This is a genomic window from Mesorhizobium sp. P2_C7, assembly GCF_056404515.1.
This window is the reverse complement of record NZ_JBFUDW010000026.1, coordinates 13,014-31,446: the sequence shown is the minus strand read 5'-3', so window position 1 is coordinate 31,446 and position 18,433 is coordinate 13,014. Positions and strand designations below refer to the sequence as shown.

The 18,433-nt window shown below is 63.8% G+C and carries 17 protein-coding genes; 13 read left to right on the top strand and 4 right to left on the bottom strand.

Going from position 1 to position 18,433, the window contains the following annotated elements; genetic code table 11:
* The first annotated feature begins 27 nt into the window (after nucleotides 1-27).
* From AC1D2G_RS33345 to hflX, 5 genes are all read left to right on the top strand, one after another.
* Nucleotides 28-2,313: a sensor histidine kinase NtrY-like gene (locus tag AC1D2G_RS33345; protein WP_477419374.1), complete on the top strand. Its 2,286-nt coding sequence runs from the start codon at nucleotides 28-30 to the stop codon at nucleotides 2,311-2,313.
* Nucleotides 2,303-3,664 carry a nitrogen assimilation response regulator NtrX gene (ntrX, locus tag AC1D2G_RS33340; RefSeq protein WP_095091615.1) on the top strand — a complete coding sequence of 454 codons (1,362 nt, stop codon included), beginning with the start codon at nucleotides 2,303-2,305 and terminating at the stop codon, nucleotides 3,662-3,664. Before AC1D2G_RS33345 ends, ntrX begins: the two co-directional genes overlap by 11 nt.
* A gap of 101 nt (nucleotides 3,665-3,765) precedes the next feature.
* Nucleotides 3,766-4,629: a D-amino-acid transaminase gene (locus AC1D2G_RS33335; RefSeq protein ID WP_457152298.1), complete on the top strand. Its 864-nt coding sequence runs from the start codon at nucleotides 3,766-3,768 to the stop codon at nucleotides 4,627-4,629.
* 145 nt (nucleotides 4,630-4,774) lie between these two features.
* Nucleotides 4,775-5,020, top strand: a complete 246-nt coding sequence (hfq, locus tag AC1D2G_RS33330; RefSeq protein WP_006202172.1) for an RNA chaperone Hfq — start codon at nucleotides 4,775-4,777, stop codon at nucleotides 5,018-5,020.
* A complete protein-coding gene (gene hflX / locus AC1D2G_RS33325) occupies nucleotides 5,021-6,412 on the top strand; it encodes a GTPase HflX (RefSeq protein WP_457152299.1) in 1,392 nt (463 codons plus the stop codon).
* 6 nt (nucleotides 6,413-6,418) lie between these two features.
* Here the strand turns inward: hflX and mazG are convergent, their stop codons facing one another.
* Entirely contained in the window at nucleotides 6,419-7,243 is an 825-nt protein-coding gene (mazG, locus tag AC1D2G_RS33320) for a nucleoside triphosphate pyrophosphohydrolase (RefSeq protein WP_457152300.1), read from the bottom strand.
* Nucleotides 7,244-7,332: 89 nt separating this feature from the next.
* On the bottom strand, nucleotides 7,333-8,517 hold the full coding sequence (locus tag AC1D2G_RS33315; RefSeq protein ID WP_477419372.1) for an amino acid aminotransferase: 1,185 nt from the start codon (nucleotides 8,515-8,517) through the stop codon (nucleotides 7,333-7,335).
* A gap of 201 nt (nucleotides 8,518-8,718) precedes the next feature.
* Here AC1D2G_RS33315 and AC1D2G_RS33310 point away from each other — a divergent pair, with 201 nt between their 5' ends.
* The 7 genes from AC1D2G_RS33310 to AC1D2G_RS33280 all read left to right on the top strand — a co-directional run bounded on the left by AC1D2G_RS33310 (nucleotide 8,719) and on the right by AC1D2G_RS33280 (nucleotide 14,665).
* The gene (locus AC1D2G_RS33310; RefSeq protein ID WP_477419370.1) at nucleotides 8,719-9,876 is read left to right on the top strand and encodes a TIGR03364 family FAD-dependent oxidoreductase; all 1,158 of its coding nucleotides are present in this window, start codon (nucleotides 8,719-8,721) and stop codon (nucleotides 9,874-9,876) included.
* Nucleotides 9,873-10,688 carry a phosphonoacetaldehyde hydrolase gene (gene phnX / locus AC1D2G_RS33305; RefSeq protein WP_477419368.1) on the top strand — a complete coding sequence of 272 codons (816 nt, stop codon included), beginning with the start codon at nucleotides 9,873-9,875 and terminating at the stop codon, nucleotides 10,686-10,688. Before AC1D2G_RS33310 ends, phnX begins: the two co-directional genes overlap by 4 nt.
* A gap of 169 nt (nucleotides 10,689-10,857) precedes the next feature.
* Nucleotides 10,858-11,391, top strand: a complete 534-nt coding sequence (locus tag AC1D2G_RS33300) for a sigma-70 family RNA polymerase sigma factor (protein ID WP_477419386.1) — start codon at nucleotides 10,858-10,860, stop codon at nucleotides 11,389-11,391.
* Nucleotides 11,388-12,161, top strand: a complete 774-nt coding sequence (locus AC1D2G_RS33295) for an anti-sigma factor family protein (protein WP_477419366.1) — start codon at nucleotides 11,388-11,390, stop codon at nucleotides 12,159-12,161. Before AC1D2G_RS33300 ends, AC1D2G_RS33295 begins: the two co-directional genes overlap by 4 nt.
* 42 nt (nucleotides 12,162-12,203) lie before the next feature.
* Nucleotides 12,204-12,920 carry a Bax inhibitor-1/YccA family protein gene (locus AC1D2G_RS33290; protein WP_477308137.1) on the top strand — a complete coding sequence of 239 codons (717 nt, stop codon included), beginning with the start codon at nucleotides 12,204-12,206 and terminating at the stop codon, nucleotides 12,918-12,920.
* Nucleotides 12,921-13,094: 174 nt separating this feature from the next.
* Nucleotides 13,095-13,967 carry an aldose 1-epimerase family protein gene (locus AC1D2G_RS33285; RefSeq protein WP_477419364.1) on the top strand — a complete coding sequence of 291 codons (873 nt, stop codon included), beginning with the start codon at nucleotides 13,095-13,097 and terminating at the stop codon, nucleotides 13,965-13,967.
* 56 nt (nucleotides 13,968-14,023) lie between these two features.
* The gene (locus AC1D2G_RS33280) at nucleotides 14,024-14,665 is read left to right on the top strand and encodes a glutathione S-transferase family protein (protein ID WP_477419362.1); all 642 of its coding nucleotides are present in this window, start codon (nucleotides 14,024-14,026) and stop codon (nucleotides 14,663-14,665) included.
* 154 nt (nucleotides 14,666-14,819) lie between these two features.
* Here AC1D2G_RS33280 and AC1D2G_RS33275 read toward each other — a convergent pair whose 3' ends face one another.
* Nucleotides 14,820-16,847 (bottom strand): BTAD domain-containing putative transcriptional regulator, encoded by a 2,028-nt coding sequence (locus tag AC1D2G_RS33275; RefSeq protein WP_477419360.1) that lies wholly within the window; start codon nucleotides 16,845-16,847, stop codon nucleotides 14,820-14,822.
* A gap of 168 nt (nucleotides 16,848-17,015) precedes the next feature.
* Here AC1D2G_RS33275 and AC1D2G_RS33270 point away from each other — a divergent pair, with 168 nt between their 5' ends.
* Nucleotides 17,016-17,234: a hypothetical protein gene (locus tag AC1D2G_RS33270; protein ID WP_477419358.1), complete on the top strand. Its 219-nt coding sequence runs from the start codon at nucleotides 17,016-17,018 to the stop codon at nucleotides 17,232-17,234.
* 171 nt (nucleotides 17,235-17,405) lie between these two features.
* Here AC1D2G_RS33270 and AC1D2G_RS33265 read toward each other — a convergent pair whose 3' ends face one another.
* On the bottom strand, nucleotides 17,406-18,314 hold the full coding sequence (locus AC1D2G_RS33265; RefSeq protein ID WP_477419356.1) for an agmatinase: 909 nt from the start codon (nucleotides 18,312-18,314) through the stop codon (nucleotides 17,406-17,408).
* Between the last annotated feature and the right edge of the window lie 119 nt (nucleotides 18,315-18,433).

Below are 18,433 nucleotides of genomic sequence, written 5' to 3'. Positions count from 1 at the left end.
GACGCAATGATGGCTCTAGACGGCGACATGGCTCCGCAGGCACCGACACTCAACCAACCGCTTTTCAGCGAACCCGGCGCACGCGACGGGCGCAGGCTGCTTGCGCTGCCCGGTGTGGTCGCGGTCGGCGGCGCGCTGGTGACGGCGGCGATCTCGTTCACCATCCTCGTCGGCGCCACGCCGATTACGCCCAACGAGTCGACGACGCTCGCATTGATCGCCCTCAATGCCATATTCGTCCTGTTCCTCATCGCGCTGGTCGGACGCGAAGTACACCGCATCCTGATGGCTCGCCGGCACGGCAAGGCGGCCTCGCGGCTGCATGTGCGCATCGTCGCAATGTTTGCCCTGGTCGCCGCAATTCCCGCCATCATGGTGGCGATCATCGCCTCGATCACGCTCGACATCGGCCTCGACCGCTGGTTCGAAATCCGCACCAAGACGATCGTCAATTCGTCATTGTCGATCGCCGATGCCTATGTCCAGGAAAACGCCCGCAACCTCCAGGGCACGACGCTGTCGATGGCCTATGATCTCGACGCGTCAAGGACGCTCTATGGCCTTGATCGGACTGGCTTTCTCGACCTGATGAACAAGGAAGCCGTGGGCCGGTCGCTGGCCCATGCAGCGCTGATCAAACCCGACGGCTCGTTCGTCATGAGCGCCAAGACCGACACCGATTTCGCCATGCCCGAGCCGCCGGAAGGCGCCGTGGCCAGCGCCTCCGACGGCAAGCCGGTGCTGATCGAGCCGAAAACGCGCAACATCATGGGCGCCATCGTCAAGCTGCGCGAGATCGATGGGCTCTATCTCTACACCATTCGCCTCGTCGATCCCGAAGTGATCAAGGCGCGGCAGATCGTCAGATCCAACACCGACGAATATCGCGGGCTGGAAGATAACAGGCGCACGTCGCAGGTGGCCTTCGCGCTGCCCTATCTGTCGCTGACGCTGATCATCATCCTGTCCGCGATATGGACCGGCATTGCCGTTGCCGATCGCCTGGTGCGGCCGATTCGCCAGCTTATCGGCGCCGCCGACGAGGTGGCGACCGGCAATCTCGACGTCGCGGTTCCCGTCAGGCCATCGGACGGCGATGTCGCCTCGCTCGGCGACACGTTCAACAAGATGCTTCTCGAACTGAAATCACAGCGCAACGAGATCCTGTCCGCCAAGGACCTGATCGACGAACGGCGCCGTTTCTCCGAAGCGGTGCTTGCCGGTGTCACCGCCGGCGTCATCGGCGTCGACCCTTATGGCATCGTCACCATCGTCAACCGCTCGGCCGAGGCGATGCTGGCCATATCCGCCAACGCGGCACTTGGACAAAACCTCTCCGCCGTGCTGCCGCATGTCGGCCGCGTCTTCGAGATCGGCCGCAAGTCCGGCAAACCGGTCTACCGCGAGCAAGTCACGTTCTATCGCGCCGGTGCCGAGCGGACCTTCAACGTGCAGATCACCATCGAGGCCGGCGACGACGGTGCGGAGGAGAAATCCTATGTCGTGACGGTCGACGACATCACCGATCTGGTTCAGGCGCAGCGCTCATCCGCCTGGGCCGACGTGGCGCGGCGCATCGCGCATGAGATCAAGAACCCGCTGACGCCGATCCAGCTGTCGGCCGAGCGCATCAAGCGCCGCTACGGCAAGGTCATAACCGAGGACCGCGAGGTTTTCGACCAGTGCACCGACACCATCATCCGGCAGGTCGAGGACATCGGCCGCATGGTCGACGAGTTCTCGGCGTTCGCCCGCATGCCGAAGCCCGAAATGAAGGCCATCGACCTGCGCGAATCGCTACGCGAGGCCTCGTTCCTGGTCGAGGTCAGCCGCGCCGACATCACCTTCGAGCGGGTATTCGGCAGCGAGCCGCTCAAGGGCACGTTCGACAGCCGGCTGATGGCGCAGGCTTTCGGCAATGTGATCAAGAACGCCGCCGAAGCGATCGATGGGCTGGAACAGAAGGATGGTTCGCACGGCATAATCCGGATTCAAGCCGGCCGCCAGAATGGCGCGATTCGCATCGACGTCATCGACAATGGCAAGGGGCTGCCGCGCGAGAATCGCCAACGGCTGCTCGAGCCCTATATGACCACACGCGAGAAGGGCACCGGGCTCGGTCTCGCTATCGTCAAGAAGATCGTGGAGGACCATGGTGGCAGGCTGGAGCTTCATGATGCGCCCGCGGATTTCCACGGCGGGCGCGGCGCGATGATCAGCATCATCTTGCCGCCTGTGGCGGTCGCGCCTCCGCGCGGCGAAAGCAGGACGGAAAACGAACGAGAAACTGAAAAGGTCGGTAATGGCGTCTGATATTCTCATCGTCGATGACGAGGAAGACATCCGTGAACTCGTCGCAGGCATACTGAGCGACGAAGGTCACGAAACCCGCACGGCATTCGATGCCGACAGCGCATTGGCGGCGATCGCCGACCGGGCGCCGCGGCTGATTTTCCTCGACATCTGGCTGCAGGGCTCGCGTCTGGACGGCCTGGCCCTGCTCGACGAGATCAAGACGATGCACCCGACCCTGCCGGTGGTGATGATCTCCGGGCACGGCAACATCGAAACCGCGGTCTCCGCCATTCGTCGCGGCGCCTATGACTTCATCGAAAAGCCGTTCAAGGCCGACAGGCTGATCCTCATTGCCGAGCGTGCGCTCGAAACCTCGAAATTGCGGCGCGAGGTTTCCGACCTCAAGCTGCGCAGCGGCGAAACCTTCGATCTGATCGGCATGTCGTCGGCAATGAGCCAACTGCGCCAGACCATCGAGCGCGTCGCGCCGACCAACAGCCGCGTCATGATCATCGGCCCCTCAGGTTCGGGCAAGGAACTGGCCGCTCGCGCCATCCACACGCTGTCGGCACGCAAGGGCGCGCCATTCGTGACACTGAGCGCCGCCAACATCACGCCCGAGCGCATGGAGATCGAGCTGTTCGGCACCGAATCGAACGGTGTCGAACGCAAGGTCGGCGCGCTCGAGGAGGCGCATCGCGGCATCCTCTACATCGACGAAGTGGCCGACATGCCGCGCGAGACGCAGAACAAGATCCTGCGCGTGCTGGTCGAGCAGCAGTTCGAGCGGGTAGGCGGCACCAAGCGGGTCAAGGTCGACGTGCGCATCATTTCCTCGACTTCGCAGAACCTCGAAGCGATGATTGCCGACGGTCGTTTCCGTGAGGACCTTTATCATCGCCTGGCGGTGGTTCCGGTAATGGTGCCGGGACTGGCCGAACGGCGCGAGGACATTCCCTACCTCGTCGACAATTTCATGAAGCAGATCGCCCGCCAGGCCGGCATCAAGCCGCGCCGCATCGGCGATGACGCGCTGGCCGTGCTGCAGGCGCACAACTGGCCGGGCAACGTCCGCCAGCTGCGCAACAATGTCGAGCGTCTGATGATCCTGGCGCGCGGCGATGACGTCGATGCGCCGATCACCGCCGACCTGTTGCCGTCCGAAATCGGCGATGTCATGCCGCGCACGCCGAATCAATCCGACCAGCACATCATGGCGCTGCCGCTGCGCGAGGCGCGCGAACAGTTCGAGAAGGACTATCTGATCGCCCAGATCAACCGCTTTGGCGGCAACATCTCGAAAACCGCCGAGTTCATCGGCATGGAGCGCTCCGCTTTGCACCGCAAGCTGAAGTCGCTGGGCGTCTGACAGGCGCGACGTCCGATCGGCCGCGCTTGGGCCAACCATTTGCCGGTTACGGCAGCGGCGGAATCGCATAAGAAAGCCCGAGAATTATCCAGGGGTCGCCAATGCCGCGCATTGCCTATGTCAACGGGCGCTACGTCGCTCATGCGGACGCTTCCGTGCATATCGAGGACCGCGGCTATCAGTTCGCCGATGGCGTGTACGAGGTCTGCGAGGTGGCGCGTGGCTTCATCGTCGATATGCCGCGCCATCTGGCCCGTTTGAACCGCTCGCTGACCGAACTGTCGATTGCCTGGCCGGTGACGCGCGGTGTCCTGCCGCTCATCCTGCGCGAGGTGGTCAACCGCAATCATGTCGCCAATGGCCTGGTCTATGTCCAGGTCACGCGTGGCGTCGCCAGCCGCGACTTTGTCTTCCCGTCGGCGGACACCAGGCCGTCCCTGGTGGTCACAGCCAGGAAAGCCGATCCTGCCGCCGGAGCAAAGCGGGCTGAAACCGGCATTGCGGTCATCACCGTGCCGGAGAATCGCTGGGACCGGGTCGATATCAAGAGCGTCGGACTGCTGCCTAACGTGCTGGCCAAGCAGAAGGCCAAGGAAGCCGGTGCGCAGGAGGCATGGTTCGTCGACAGCGACGGCATGGTCAAGGAAGGCGGCTCGTCGAACGCCTGGATCGTCACCACGGATGGCGTTCTGGTCACCAGGCCGGCCGAGCATGGCATCCTGCGCGGCATCACCCGCACGACCATGTTCGAGGTGGCGGCCAGCCTTGGCTTGAAGATCGAGGAACGTGGTTTTTCCGTCGCCGAGGCCAAGGCAGCGCGTGAGGCGTTCATCAGTTCCGCGACCACAATTGCCATGCCGGTGGTGGCCATCGACGGCGATCCGGTTGCCAATGGACACCCCGGCTCAGTAACACTTTCCTTGCGTAAGGCCTTTTTTGACATTGCGGAAAAAAGTCCAGCCTGATAACCGCACAGGTGGAATGAACATCAATTTATCTCGTTCTGCTTGTCGTTACTGACGACAAGAGGGTGTTTGCGCGCTTGACATGTGCCCGTTAATTTGGCGCATTGGCTTGCAAACCGAAGGGGATCGGCGAAAGACAAGAACAATGGCGGAACGATCGCAAAACCTTCAGGACCTGTTCCTGAATTCAGTTCGCAAGAGCAAGAACCCGCTCACCATCTTCCTTATCAACGGCGTGAAGCTGACCGGCGTGGTCACTTCGTTCGACAATTTCTGTGTCCTGCTGCGCCGCGACGGTCATTCCCAGCTCGTCTACAAGCACGCCATTTCCACGATCATGCCGAGCCAGCCGGTTCAGATGTTCGATGGCGAGGAAAGCCAGGGCGCCTGATTGGCACGTGAGAAAGACGCGGACGCACCAGTTCGCGGAAAACCAGCACATCATCCCGGGACGGAAGCCAAGGGCCCGACCCGGGCCGTTGTCATCGTGCCGGTGCTTACGCGCCAGCCGCGCGGTGACGACGATACCAACCGTCCGCGGCTGACGCGTTCGGCTGACGCTCGTCACGACGAGGCCGTCGGCCTTGCCCGCGCCATCAGCCTTGACCTGATCCACACGGCGGTGGTGACCGTCAACGATCCGCGCCCGGCGACGTTGCTCGGCAGCGGCAAAGTCGCCGAGTTCGCCGAAATCGTCAAAGAGGGTCATGCGGAAGTGGTCATCGTCGACCATCCGCTGACGCCGGTGCAGCAGCGCAATCTCGAAAAGGAACTGAATGCCAAGGTGCTGGACCGCACCGGCCTGATCCTTGAGATTTTTGGCGAGCGTGCGCGCACCAAGGAAGGCACGCTGCAGGTCGAGCTTGCCCATCTCAATTACCAGAAGGGCCGTCTTGTGCGCAGCTGGACCCACCTCGAGCGCCAGCGCGGCGGTGCCGGCTTCCTCGGTGGTCCCGGTGAAACGCAGATCGAATCGGATCGGCGCGTCCTTCAGGACAAGATCATCAAGCTGAAACACGAACTCGAAACCGTGCGCCGCACCCGCGACCTGCACCGCGCAAAGCGCAAGAAGGTGCCGTTTCCGGTGGTGGCGATCGTCGGCTACACCAATGCCGGCAAGTCGACCTTGTTCAACAGGCTGACCGGAGCCGGCGTGCTGGCTCAGGACATGCTGTTCGCCACCCTCGACCCGACGCTGCGCCGCGTGCGGCTACCGCATGGCACGCCGATTATCCTTTCGGACACCGTCGGCTTCATCTCGGACCTGCCGACGCATCTCATCGCCGCTTTCCGCGCCACGCTGGAAGAGGTGGTCGAGGCCGACCTCGTCATCCACCTGCGCGACATTTCCGATCCCGATACAGCCGCGCAGGCCGAGGATGTCGAACGCATCCTCGCCGATCTCGGTGTCGATGCCGGCGACGCCAAGCGGGTCATCGAAGTGTGGAACAAGATCGACAGGCTTGACGAAGGCAACAGGAACCGGCTGCTTGCCGACGGCACCGACGCCAGCAAGGCGCCGCCGGTCGCGGTGTCGGCGGTGACCGGCGAGGGCATCGATGCGCTGAAGGCGATCATCGAAACGCGCATGGCGGGCGAACTCGAAGACCTGACGGTGACGATCGAGCCAGCACAGTTCGGTCTTGTCGACTGGCTTTACCGCAATGGCGACGTCGTTTCGCGAACCGACAATGACAACGGCAGCGCCACCATCTCGCTCAAGGCGACGCAAAGCGCCCGCGAAGAAATAGAAAGCAGATTGCGCGCCAAAACCAAAGGGTAACGTCGCTTACTTCACGGTTTTTGCATCCTGCCAGAGCGCTTCCATCTCGGCCAGGCTCGCCTTGTCCAGCGTGTTACCCGACTTTTCCAGGGCCTGCTCGACATAGTGGAAGCGTGAGCGGAACTTCTCATTGGTGCCGCTCAGCGCGGCTTCTGAATCGAGCTTGAGGTGCCTGCCGAGATTGACGACGGCAAACAGCATGTCGCCGAACTCGTCCTTGATCGACGCGGTGTCACCATTGGCCAGCGCCTCGCGCAACTCGCCAATCTCTTCCTCGATCTTGTCGAGGATAGGAGCTGCCTCGCTCCAATCGAAGCCGACGCGGGCGGCCTTCTCTTGCAGTTTCAGCGCTCGCGTCAGCGCGGGCAGGGCGACCGGAACACTGTCCAGAAACCCCTTGCCATTGTCCTCGGGGTCGAGACCGCGGGCGAGGCGGGCGCCTCGTTTTTCCGCCTTTTCCTCGGCCTTGATCTTTTCCCACATGCCCTTGGCCATGCCGGCGCTGCGGGCCTCCTCGTCGCCGAAGACATGCGGATGGCGACGGATCATCTTCGTCGTGATGGCCCGGACCACATCGCCGAAGGCGAATTCACCGGCCTCCTCGGCCATTTGCGCGTGGTAGACGACCTGCAGCAGAAGGTCGCCGAGTTCGTCGCGCAGATCGTCGAGGTCACCGCGCGCGATGGCATCCGCCACCTCGTAGGCCTCCTCGATCGTATAGGGCGCGATGGTCGAGAAATCCTGCTCGATGTCCCATGGACAACCAGTTTTCGGCGCTCGCAGCGCCGCCATGATCTCGATCAGGCGCGAAATGTCATTCGATGGCGTCATGCGACCGATGCTACCGCGCGGCCACTCGCGCGGCCAACGTTGTCAGCCGGCGAGGGGGCCTTGTCCACAGGTGCTGGGTACCCGGCCTGTCAATCAAGAACGGAAACGATCGCCTTGGCGAGTTCGTCCATCCCGTCCTCGGGCAGACCCGCGACGTTGATGCGGCTGTCACCGACCATGTAGATGCCGTGCTCGGCACGCAGCCGCTCGACCTGCGCTTCCGTGAGGCCAAGGCGGGAGAACATGCCCCGGTGGCTGGCAACGAAATCGAAACGGTCGGAATTGGACTGCCGGCGCAGCGCCTCGGCGAACTGGACCCGAAGCCTGAGCATGCGCAGCCGCATCTCCTCGAGTTCGGCCTCCCAGTCCGCGCGCAACGCGGCGTCTTCCAGCACGACACGCACAGCGGCAGCGCCATGATCCGGCGGCATCGAATACATGGCGCGCGCCGCCGATAGCATTTGACCCATCGCCAGATCGGCCTGGGCGCCGTCCTTGGCCAGGATCATCGCGGCGCCGACGCGGTCGCGGTAGACGGCGAAGCTCTTCGAGCAACTCGACGCGACGACCATTTCCGGAACCTTCGCGGCCAGCAGGCGCAAGCCGAGAGCATCGGCCTCAAGGCCATCGCCAAAGCCCTGATAGGCGATGTCGACAAACGGCAGCAGGCCGCGCTCGACCACCAGATCGACAACGGCGGCCCATTGGGCGCTGTCCAGATTAGCGCCGGTCGGATTGTGGCAGCAGCCATGCAGCAGCACCACGTCACCGCTGTTTGCCGTCCGCAGCGCTGCCAGCATGTCGTCGAAGCGAACGGCACCCGAAGCCGCATCGAAATAGGGGTATTCGCGGATCTGCAGGCCAGCGGCGCGCATCACCGGCATGTGGTTCGGCCAGGTCGGGTCCGAAAGCCAGACCGTCGCGTTCGAACGCGTCCGCTTCAGCAATTCCGCCACCAGCCGCAGCGCACCGGACCCGCCGGGCGCCTGTGCGGCGCGGATGCGCGTCATGTCGGCGCCTGGGCCGAAGGCAAGCTTGGCCATCACCGCGTTGAAGCCGACATCGCCGGCCAGGCCGAGATAGGTCTTGGTGTCCTGGCCCTGCAGCAGGCGCTTTTCGGCCTCGCGCACGGCGCGCATGACCGGCGTCTTGCCATCGCGATCCTTGTAGACGCCGACACCGAGATCGACTTTGTCGGGACGCGGATCGGCGCGATAGAGGCCGATCAGGGCAAGGATCTTGTCGGCGGGGGCGGGCTGCAGATCTTCGAACATTGGCAAAGGTTCCGTTGACGCGGCGGAGTGATACGCAAATCGAACGTATTTCGCCAGAGCTTTTCCTGCCGCCTCGGCGTGGCTGTGCATGGACGTTGTCCGAGACGACAAGGCCATCAGGACCTACACGCTACTGTCACATCGGCGTAGTCTGAATAGCCTTTCCAGCACGAAGCCTGAGAATGATGGTGTGAGATAACGATGAGCCGGCAAGAAAAATTCGACCTCGCCATCGTTGGCGCCGGCATTGTCGGTCTCGCCCATGCGCTCGCCGCCGTCCGTCGTGGTCTCAGCGTCGTCGTCATAGACCGTGACGCTCAGGCCAACGGCGCTTCAGTGCGTAATTTCGGCTTTGTTACGGTCAGTGGTCAGGAACGCGGCCAGGTATGGCGCCGTGCGATGCGATCTCGCGACATCTGGCTGGAACTGGCCGCGCCCGCCGGCATCAAGGTCATCCAGCGCGGCTTGGTCGTCGTCGCGCGCCGTCCGGAAGCGCTCTCGGTGATCGAGGCGTTTCTTCAAACCGAGATGGGCGAGGGTTGCCTGCTGCTCGAACCCGATGTGCTTCGCCGCGACCATCCAGAACTGGCGGGCCGGAATTTTGCCGGCGGCCTGTGGAGCCCGCACGATGTGCGCGTCGAGTCGCGCCAGGCCATCCCGCAGCTGGCAACCTTCCTCGCCGAAAAGCATGGCGTCGAATTCCGGCGCGAGACGGTGGTGCGCTCGATCGAGCCGCCCGATATCGAGACAAGCCGGGGTCCGGTTTTCGCCGACAAGGTGATCGTCTGCCCGGGCGACGACCTGGTCACGCTTTACCCCGATCGCATCGCGCGATACGGCGTCACCCGCTGCAAATTGCAGATGATGCGCCTTGCCGCTCCCGGCTTCCGGTTGCCGGCAGCGGTGATGTCGGATCTTGGGCTGGCGCGTTACAGCGGTTACGCCGCTTTGCCAGAAGCCGCCGCTTTGCGAAGCCGGCTGGAAATGGATCAAGGCGACGCGCTCGACAACGGCGTTCATCTGATCGTCGTCCAGAGTGCCGATGGCACGCTCGTGGTGGGCGATTCACACCACTATGCGACAACGCCCGATCCGTTCGCCTCGGGGCGTGTCGACGATCTCATCCTTGAGGAGTTCAGCGCCGTCTTTGGTGGCCCGCCACCGCCCGTGCTGGAACGCTGGACCGGCATCTATGCCTCGGCAACCGGCCAAACAATGTTCGCCGACGCGCCGCGGGAGGGCGTGCGGCTGGTCATGATCACCAGCGGCACCGGCGCCAGCACCTCGTTCGCGATCGCCGAAGAGGTGGTCGACGAGCTTTTCGGTTCAACCACGGCCGACGCCAGGAAGATCGCATGATGCCCACCCACGGTTTGCTTCGCGCCGTCGTCCTCGACTGGGCCGGCACCGTCGTCGATCACGGTTCGCTGGCGCCGATGGGTGTCTTTGTCGAGGCCTTCGCCGAATTCGGCCTGGCGATCAGCGTCGATGAGGCGAGGGGGCCAATGGGAATGGCCAAGCGCCCGCACATCGCAGCACTGCTGGCACAGCCCAGGATCGCCGCCGCCTGGACGGAGCAGCACGGTCATGCGCCGACGAATGCCGACATCGACGCCATCTATGACGTATTCGTGCCGAGGAACCGGGCTGTGGCGGCGCGGTTCTCGGATGTCATTCCCGGTGTTGTCGACGTGATCAAGGCGCTGCGGAAGCGCGGCCTCAAGATCGGCACGACAACCGGCTATACGCGCGACATCATGGCGGAGATACTGCCGGTTGCAGCCGCGCAGGGCTTTTCGCCGGATTGCCTGGTCTGCACCGGCGATACGCCTGACGGCAGGCCGACGCCGTTCATGCTCTGGAAAGCGCTGACCGAACTCGGCGTCTATCCGCCGTGGCTGTGTGTCAAGGTCGATGACACCGAGGTCGGTATCGGCGAGGGGATCAATGCGGGCGCGTGGACCGTCGGCGTGGCGGTGACCGGCAATGTCTTTGGTCACACGCTGGCGGAGACGCAGGCTATGGCTGCGGATGTGTTCAGGATGAAACGGGCCGGGGCATCGGCCAAGCTAACTGCCGCCGGCGCGCATTTCGTTGTCAACGGCGTCGCCGATCTGCTGCCCGTGATTGCCGCGATTGAAGGCAAGCTGCGGCGCGGCGAAAGGCCCTGATCGTTCACTCGGCCGTGTGCCACCTGCTTTGCAGCACCCTGCGCCGGTATCGCGGGATTGCCCGGTTTTGCCTGCGAGGCGAGGGCGGTTGCGAACGATGTCCTCCTGCGATCCGCGAAAAAAATGGCGCGGCTGGGATTAAAATCCCCACATGCTCCGTAAACAGGACATGAAACGGTCGATGCCGCGCTTTGACATCATAGGACAGCTCGGTTCGCTACGCCGCTACGCGCGCTCGCTGACGCGTGACAGCACGGACGCCGAGGATCTCGTGCATGACGCTCTTGTGCGGGCCTATGAACGGCGCGCCACTTTCCACTCTAGCGGCAATTTGCGCGCATGGCTGTTGTCGATCGTGCACAACACATTCATCGACAAAATGCGCTCCCGCAAATCCGAAGCCGCTCGCCTCGAACAGGCCGGATATCTTGCCGATGGCAGCACACCGGCGCCGCAGGAACACTCCGTGCGCCTGGCGCAGGTTCGCGAAGCCTTCTTCAGTCTGCCGCAAGAACAGCGTTCGGCCCTGCATCTCGTTGCCATCGAAGGGCTTTCCTATCAACAGGCGGCCGATGCCAGTGGCGTGCCGCTGGGAACGCTGATGTCGCGCATCGGCAGGGCGCGCGCCGCATTGCGCAAGATGGAGGACGCGGCGCCCTCGAAGACAAAAAACCGTCTCAGGATCGTTGGAGGACCGTCATGACTGGAACTGTCGATCCCGTGGCCGATACCGACCTCGACGCCTATGTCGACGACCAGCTCGATGTCGCCCGCCGCATCGAGGTCGAGGCGTTTTTGTCCACCCGTCCGGAGGCGGCGGCGCGCGTGATGTCGGATCTGCGAACCCGCGACGAGCTGCGCGTGGCGCTTGCCGGGTCCGGGGGCATGGCGCGGCCGGCGACCGCCGACGCCGCACGGCGGCTGGAGAGGGGGCTTTTCCGCGGCCGCATCTTCGGTGTGCTGCAGCGTGCGGCGGCAGTGGCCGCCTTCGTCGCTGCCGGCTGGCTGGCAAACGGCATTATCGGGCCGATGTCGGTGACCAAGGTCGTTGCCTCGCCGCAGCCGCCCGCCTATGTCGACGAGGCGGTGCGCGCTCATAGAACGACGCTGGTGCGCGAGACCATGCCGTCGCAGCCGGAAGCGCCTAACTACAATGCCGGCGAGATCCGCGCCGCAACCGCGATCGTCATGCCGTCGCTGCCCAAGGACTGGAAGGTGCGCGACGTGCAGATCTATCCGTCGCGCTTCGGTCCGAGCGTCGAAATGGCTGTCGAGACGAAGGAGATGGGCCTGGTCTCACTGTTTGCGATCCGGCCGGGCACCTTTGACGTCGTCAAGCCGACCGTCGCCCCCTCGGGTGACATTTCTTCGGCCTATTTCCAGATCGGCGAGGTCGCCTATGCGGTGGTCGGACGAAGCGAGGTCCGCGATCTCGACCGCGCCGCCGAGACGCTCGCCAAAACGCTTTACTGACCGACCCACGCTTTGCTGACCGATACACAAAGGAGAATTCATATGAACACCCCCAATCTGGGATACCGCGTGGGCGCCGGCGCCCAAACCGGCGCCGTCTACGACGAGGGCCTGCGCCAGCACATGCTGCGCGTCTACAACTACATGGGCGTTGGCCTGGTGGTCACCGGCCTGGTCGCCTTCATGATCTCATCGACGCCCGCGCTCTACGTGCCGATCTTCTCCAGCCCGCTGAAATGGGTGGTGATGCTGGCGCCGCTCGCCTTCGTCATGCTGTTCTCGTTCAAGATGCAGACCATGTCGGCGGCCAGCGCCCAGGCGATGTTCTGGGCCTTCTGCGCGGTCATGGGCCTGTCGCTGGCCTCGGTGTTCCTGGTCTTCACCGGAACCAGCATCGCGCGCACCTTCTTCATCGCCGCCACCATGTTCGGCGCCACCAGCCTCTACGGCTACACGACCAGGCGTGACCTGACCCAGTTCTCGTCGTTCCTGATCATGGGCCTGATCGGCGTGGTGATCGCCAGCATCGTCAACATCTTCCTCGGCTCGACCGCGCTGCAGTTCGCCATCTCGGTGATCGGCATCGCCGTGTTCATCGGCCTGACTGCCTGGGACACGCAGACGATCAAGGAGCAGTATGCCGAGAATGTCGACGCGGAATCGCGCCAGAAGCTGGCCGTCTTCGGCGCCTTCTCGCTTTATCTGAATTTCATCAACATCTTCCAGCTGTTGCTGAACTTCACCGGCGAACGCGAGTAACGACTGTCCGCTGTGGGCAGGGGCGAGGACTATCGCCCCTGATGCGGGGAGGTGGCCGGAGGGAGATCCTCCGGCCACAATTCGTTCTGGCAGGACCGGCTACACCTTGAGTCCTCAAGAGCTTTTGCTAGTCTGCCACCGCACCGCCCTTCAATACCGACCGCGCGAGGATATGTGGCACAAGACAGCCAGACGCTTCAGGGCGACGGCATCTCGGCAACCATCGTCGCCCAGGGCGCCGAACTGGTTTCGTTGCAAGATGCCGAAGGATTTGAGTTCCTGTGGCAGGCCGGGCCGGCCTGGCGGCGCCATTCGCCGGTGCTGTTTCCGATCGTCGGCCGGCTGAACGGAGATCGGCTGCGCCATCGCGGCCAGACCTACCCGATGACGCAGCACGGGTTCGCGCGCGACAAGCCGTTTGCCTGGGCGCAGAGCGGGCCACGATCCTGCACGCTGGTTCTCACCGACGATGCCGAGACCCGCACGCACTATCCATTCGCCTTCCGTCTCGCCGTGACCTACACGCTGGACCGCCGGCAGCTTGGCGTCACCTTCGACATCACGAACACCGGCGAAGAGCCGATGCCGGCGTCCATCGGGGCGCATCCGGCATTCAATTGGCCATTGCTGCCCGACCTGGCCAAGACGGACTACCAGCTGACTTTCGCTGCTGCCGAACCTGCTCCGGTCCGTCGCCTGAAAGACGGCCTGCTGCTGAAGACGCCGCAGCCGACGCCCGTCGAAGGCAACATCCTCGCGCTCTCCGAGCGGCTGTTCGACCAGGACGCGGTCATTCTCGACCACCCCGCCAGCACCAGCGTGCGCTATGCCGGCGAGCGTGGTCCGGCGATCGAGATGGCCTGGCAGGGATTTCAGGAATTGGGCGTCTGGTCAAAGCCGGGCGGCGCGCCGTTCCTGTGTATCGAGCCCTGGCACGGCATCGCAAGTCCGGTGGGCTTCGACGGCGATCTTGTCGACAAGCCGGGCCTGATGCTGATCGCGCCGGCCGCCAAGCGGGTGCTGAGCTATCAAATCCGGCTTTTGTGACGCCCGTCATTGACAGCTGAGGCAATAGCGTTGGCCAGCCACACCGGAGGTGTCCAATGAAGCTATACTTCAGCCGCAATCCCAATCCTCGGCTCGCCGTCGCGGTGGCACGCTATCTCGACGCGAATGTCGAATTTGAATTCGCCTCGCCATTCGCTCCGGGGCAGGCCGAGAAATATCGCCTGCTAAACCCCAATCTCTCATTGCCCATACTTGTGGACGACGGCGGAAAAAGCCTCTGGGAGGCAGACGCCATAGCCTGCCGGCTGTCGCGCGACGTGCGTTCGGATTTCTGGCGCACCGGCGATGACGAGCCCGAGATGATCCGGTGGTTGAGTTGGGGCAAGGAGCACTTCGCATTCGCCTGCGACACGGTGCATTTCGAACGTGGTACCAAACAGCGGTACGGCATAGGCCCGATCGATCAACAGCGTGTGGAGGAGGGGCTGACGCATTTCCGCACGGCCGCCGCGATACTCGATACGGAGCTTTTCGCACGGGAATGGCTGGTCGGAAATTCGGTTTCCTACGCCGACTTCCGCATGGCGACCTTTCTGCCGTTCAACGAGGCCGCCAGACTGCCGCTCGATGACTATCCCTCTGTCGGCCGCTGGTATCGTCGGCTTGAAGAGATCGAGGCCTGGCGCGATCCCTTCAAGGGATTGGACGCGCCCGCATTGCCGCCGGTCCCAGGGTGAGGCCGAGTCTGGGTATCCTCTCGGCAGCGGAGGGAACCTTGTCGGGCCGTCATGCTACGAGAGGAAGCCGGCTTTCAAACCTGCCGGGTGATGGCTCCGATCACATTGACGAGAAGGCGCGGGGCGGTCAGGGAGCGGGCTCACGCCGCCCGGCTCAATCGGGCAGGCCGGCTAGCCGCAATGCCTCGACATATCTGACGAAATAGGCCGGCCTGATCTGCCCCACCCGGTGCCTGAGGTTGGAGAGGGTCAATTCGGGATCGAGCTGCAGCGACAGCGCGATGTGCTTGCTCGCGGCATCCAGCCTGCCGGCCATGGCGTTGCTGGCTGCGGCTACGCGTAGACCGGTGAGATAATAGGGCTGCGCGCGGGATGCCGCCTCCGCGATCGGCCAGGCGGCATCATAGCGGCCGGCCACGAAATGGGCGAAGGCCGTGAAGCACTGCATGAAGAAAGTCAGCGGATCGAGCGGGCTCAGCCGCCTTGCCCGCGACAGATGCTCGATCGCGATGTCCGGGTCGTCATGGCAGGCTTTTAAGCAGCCGCTGGCGCTCCATGCGGCGGCGCAGTTGGGGTTAAGCACGAGCGCCCGGTCGGTCAGTGCCGAACCGGCCTCGTAGTCGCCGAAGACATAGCCCAGTGCGAGGCCGCTGAAAGCCAGCGCTACCGCGTCGTCCTGGCCGGCTATGGTGACGTTGCCGACCAGCCGGGAAACTTCGGCGGTCTCCTTCTGCCGGTCCGTCATCCAGCCGTTCGCCATTCGCCAGAAGTAGCACCAAGCGGCAGCACCCTGTGCGGCGGCAAAGTCAGGGTCGAGCTCAATGGCCTTGTAGAAATGCGGCAGCGCCTCCTCCAGTCCCGCTCTCGTCCAGCGGTAAAGGCTCGCCATGCCGCGTAGGTAATTGTCGTAGGCGTCGAGACTCTCGGTCGGCTTGCGCTTGGCCCGCGCTATCTCGGCCTGTTCGAGCCTGGGCGAAATCGCACCTATGACGCTGGAGGCGACGAGGTCCTGCAGTTCGAACACGTCGGCGACGTCGCCCTCGAAACGGTCGGCCCACAGGCTCGCGCCCGTTGTTGCCTCGATCAGCTGGCCCGCAACGCGGAGCCGGCTACCCGCCTTGCGCACGCTGCCCTCAACCACGTAGCGCACTCCCAGCTCGCGCGCCGCGCGCTTTATATCAACGGCCTGGCCCTTGTAGGCGAAAGCGGAATTCCGCGCGATCACGAACAGCCAGCTCACATGAGACAGCGCCGTGGTGATCTCCTCGACCACGCCGTCGGTGAAATAGTCCTGCTCGGCGTCGCCGCTCATGTTCTGGAACGGTAGCACCGCGATCGACGGCTTATCCGGTATGGAAACGACGGGGCGTGCCGGTTCCGCCACCGTTTCCCGCCGCGGCGCCCCAGCTTTGGGCGGGCCGGAGCTGCTGGACGCGTGCTCGTGCCGATCCTTTGTCTCAGGCGCCGCGATACGCTCGACCAGCGCCTGCGTCGCCTCTTCAGGGGCGACGCCGAGCTCGCGCTTCAGCGCCTCCTCGCAGGCCAGGAACTGGCGGAAGGCGTCGTTGGTCTTGCCGCGACGGCGGAAGATGCGGATAAGCGCCCGGTGGGCCTGCTCGGCGCATGGATCGAGCGCCACCAGCCGCTCCGCCAGCCTTTCGCAAGCCATCTCCTCGCTGGCGTCCGTCTCCGGCAGAAGGCTCAGCCGCTCGGCGAGGTCCAGCGCCTTGCGGGCATAGTTCGCCCGAAGCGGCGCAAGCCATTCGTCGATCTCGCCGGGAAACGACAGACCGTCGAGCAAGTCGCCCCGGTAGAGGTTCGCCGCTGTCGCTAGGCTGGCGCCGTCACTGGCCAGGATATTCCGGTCGAACAGCCAGATGTCGGCCTCGTCGGCATTTGCCGCCAGCCATATGGTGTGGGCATTGCCTTCGACACGTATGGCCTCGTCGTCGGTGGGCGGAAACAGCCGCCTGATGTCGACCAACGCTTGGCGCAGGCTGTTCCGCGCCTGCTGCTCGCCGCTGTCTGCCCATAGCATCGCAGCCACCCTCTCGCGGCGAAGGCCCTTGGGCCCGGCCAGAACGAGCGCGGCAAACAGCAACGACGTCTTGCGCGTCGCGAAGTGCAGGGATTGCCCGCCTGAAGAAATAACCTCGATACCGCCAAGCAATCCGATGTGCACCCCGACCCCCTGTAGCAGCCTCGGGTAGAATATCACTTCCCGCCGCCGACTTAACGACGATTTAGCGGCTTCGGTAGTGGTTTCTCCTCCGGTTTCACGCCTAGATGAACATCGACAAAGCGCGCCGGTGAGACACTGCCCTCATGAATTCGAACGAGGGAGAATGAAATGACCTCCATCAGCCTCAGGACCTTCCAGCCGACCTCCCGTTTTTCCGTTTTGCTCGCCGGGCATGTCGCGCGTGTCTTCGCAAGGTTTCGACGCCGATATCAGGATTTCAGGCAGCGCAGGGCACTTGCCGGCCTGTCTCTGCCGGAACAAAAGGATCTCGGCTATCTGGCGGATGAGGCGCCGGCGGATGTAGCCGCACGCGGCCGGAACCTATAGCAGCTCTAGGGAAGTCCGAGCGGATGTGGTCGATAGGAAGGACTTCCCTTTGGGAAGCCCAATGGATTCGCCTGAATTGCCGCCGGTCCGAGGGTGAGGCCAAGTCTGGGTATCCTCTCGGCAGCGGAGGCAACCTTATTGGGCCGTCATGCTACGAGAGGAAGCCGGCTTTCAAACCTGCCGGACGATGGTGCCAATCACATTGACGAGAAGGCGCGCCGCGGTCAGGGCCGACAGGCTGTCGATATCGGCGGGAGGATAGAATTCGACAAGATCGAATCCTGCGATCCTGGCCCGCCTGCCGAGGCCCGCGATCAGGTCGATCACCTGCGTGTAGGTGAGGCCGCCGGGCGTACGCGCCGCCACACCCGGCATGATGCTGGGATCGAGGGCGTCGCAGTCGAGCGTGACAACAACCCGCGATCCTTCCGGAATATGCCGCAGCGCGGCTTCGACGCCCTGGGCGTGAATCTCGCGGGCGGTCACGAAGCGACTGCCATAGCGCCGCGCCGCTTCGATCTCGGTTATGCCTGCGCTGCCGACGCTGCGAAGGCCGACCTGCACCATGCCGGCGACATGCGGCATCTCGCTCGCGCGACGCATCGGGCTCGAATAGCCGTGTCGCTCGCCAGACACCTCGTCGCGCCAATCGATATGGGCGTCGATCTGCAGGATCCAGACCGGTCCGTGATCCGCAAAGCCGGCGAGGAAGGGAAAGGTCACGGAACAGTCGCCGCCCAGCAGGATCGGTACGGCCGGCAATGCCAGGACCTCGCGCGTCTTCGCCTCGATTCTGGCCCGGTTGCCGGCATTGTCATGCATGGTGGTCGGGATATCGCCGGCGTCGATGCAGCAGCCCGGTTTGCCGTCGAACAGCGGGCCGCCGAGATCGAAATCCCAGTGCTCGACGAGCGCGGCATCGCCCTGGCTCGCGGCGCGGATGGCATCGGCGGCCAAGGCATGGCCGCTGCTGTCCTTGCCGGGATAAGTGCTGCCGTGACCGGCTCCGAAGATCACCGCACTGGGGATGCGGCCATCGGCGAGGCGATCGGGAAAGCCGAGAAAGAGAGATGCTGTCATTTGGTCTTGATGATGGTCTGGCTGAAATTATGTCGACTGCCGATGTATCAGTTTGGCGAAGCTCTGTGGAGCGAAACGCGCCACCCCAGCTGAAACGCGAAATTGCCATACCTGAACGG

What these genes read in the sequence shown, in the direction of transcription:
- AC1D2G_RS33345 (WP_477419374.1), top strand. Translation starts at nt 28, where the DNA reads ATGGCTCCGCAGGCACCGACACTCAACCAACCGCTTTTCAGCGAACCC.
- ntrX (WP_095091615.1), top strand. Translation starts at nt 2,303, where the DNA reads ATGGCGTCTGATATTCTCATCGTCGATGACGAGGAAGACATCCGTGAA.
- AC1D2G_RS33335 (WP_457152298.1), top strand. Translation starts at nt 3,766, where the DNA reads ATGCCGCGCATTGCCTATGTCAACGGGCGCTACGTCGCTCATGCGGAC.
- hfq (WP_006202172.1), top strand. Translation starts at nt 4,775, where the DNA reads ATGGCGGAACGATCGCAAAACCTTCAGGACCTGTTCCTGAATTCAGTT.
- mazG (WP_457152300.1), bottom strand. Translation starts at nt 7,243, where the DNA reads ATGACGCCATCGAATGACATTTCGCGCCTGATCGAGATCATGGCGGCG.
- AC1D2G_RS33315 (WP_477419372.1), bottom strand. Translation starts at nt 8,517, where the DNA reads ATGTTCGAAGATCTGCAGCCCGCCCCCGCCGACAAGATCCTTGCCCTG.
- AC1D2G_RS33310 (WP_477419370.1), top strand. Translation starts at nt 8,719, where the DNA reads ATGAGCCGGCAAGAAAAATTCGACCTCGCCATCGTTGGCGCCGGCATT.
- phnX (WP_477419368.1), top strand. Translation starts at nt 9,873, where the DNA reads ATGATGCCCACCCACGGTTTGCTTCGCGCCGTCGTCCTCGACTGGGCC.
- AC1D2G_RS33300 (WP_477419386.1), top strand. Translation starts at nt 10,858, where the DNA reads ATGAAACGGTCGATGCCGCGCTTTGACATCATAGGACAGCTCGGTTCG.
- AC1D2G_RS33295 (WP_477419366.1), top strand. Translation starts at nt 11,388, where the DNA reads ATGACTGGAACTGTCGATCCCGTGGCCGATACCGACCTCGACGCCTAT.
- AC1D2G_RS33290 (WP_477308137.1), top strand. Translation starts at nt 12,204, where the DNA reads ATGAACACCCCCAATCTGGGATACCGCGTGGGCGCCGGCGCCCAAACC.
- AC1D2G_RS33280 (WP_477419362.1), top strand. Translation starts at nt 14,024, where the DNA reads ATGAAGCTATACTTCAGCCGCAATCCCAATCCTCGGCTCGCCGTCGCG.
- AC1D2G_RS33270 (WP_477419358.1), top strand. Translation starts at nt 17,016, where the DNA reads ATGACCTCCATCAGCCTCAGGACCTTCCAGCCGACCTCCCGTTTTTCC.
- AC1D2G_RS33265 (WP_477419356.1), bottom strand. Translation starts at nt 18,314, where the DNA reads ATGACAGCATCTCTCTTTCTCGGCTTTCCCGATCGCCTCGCCGATGGC.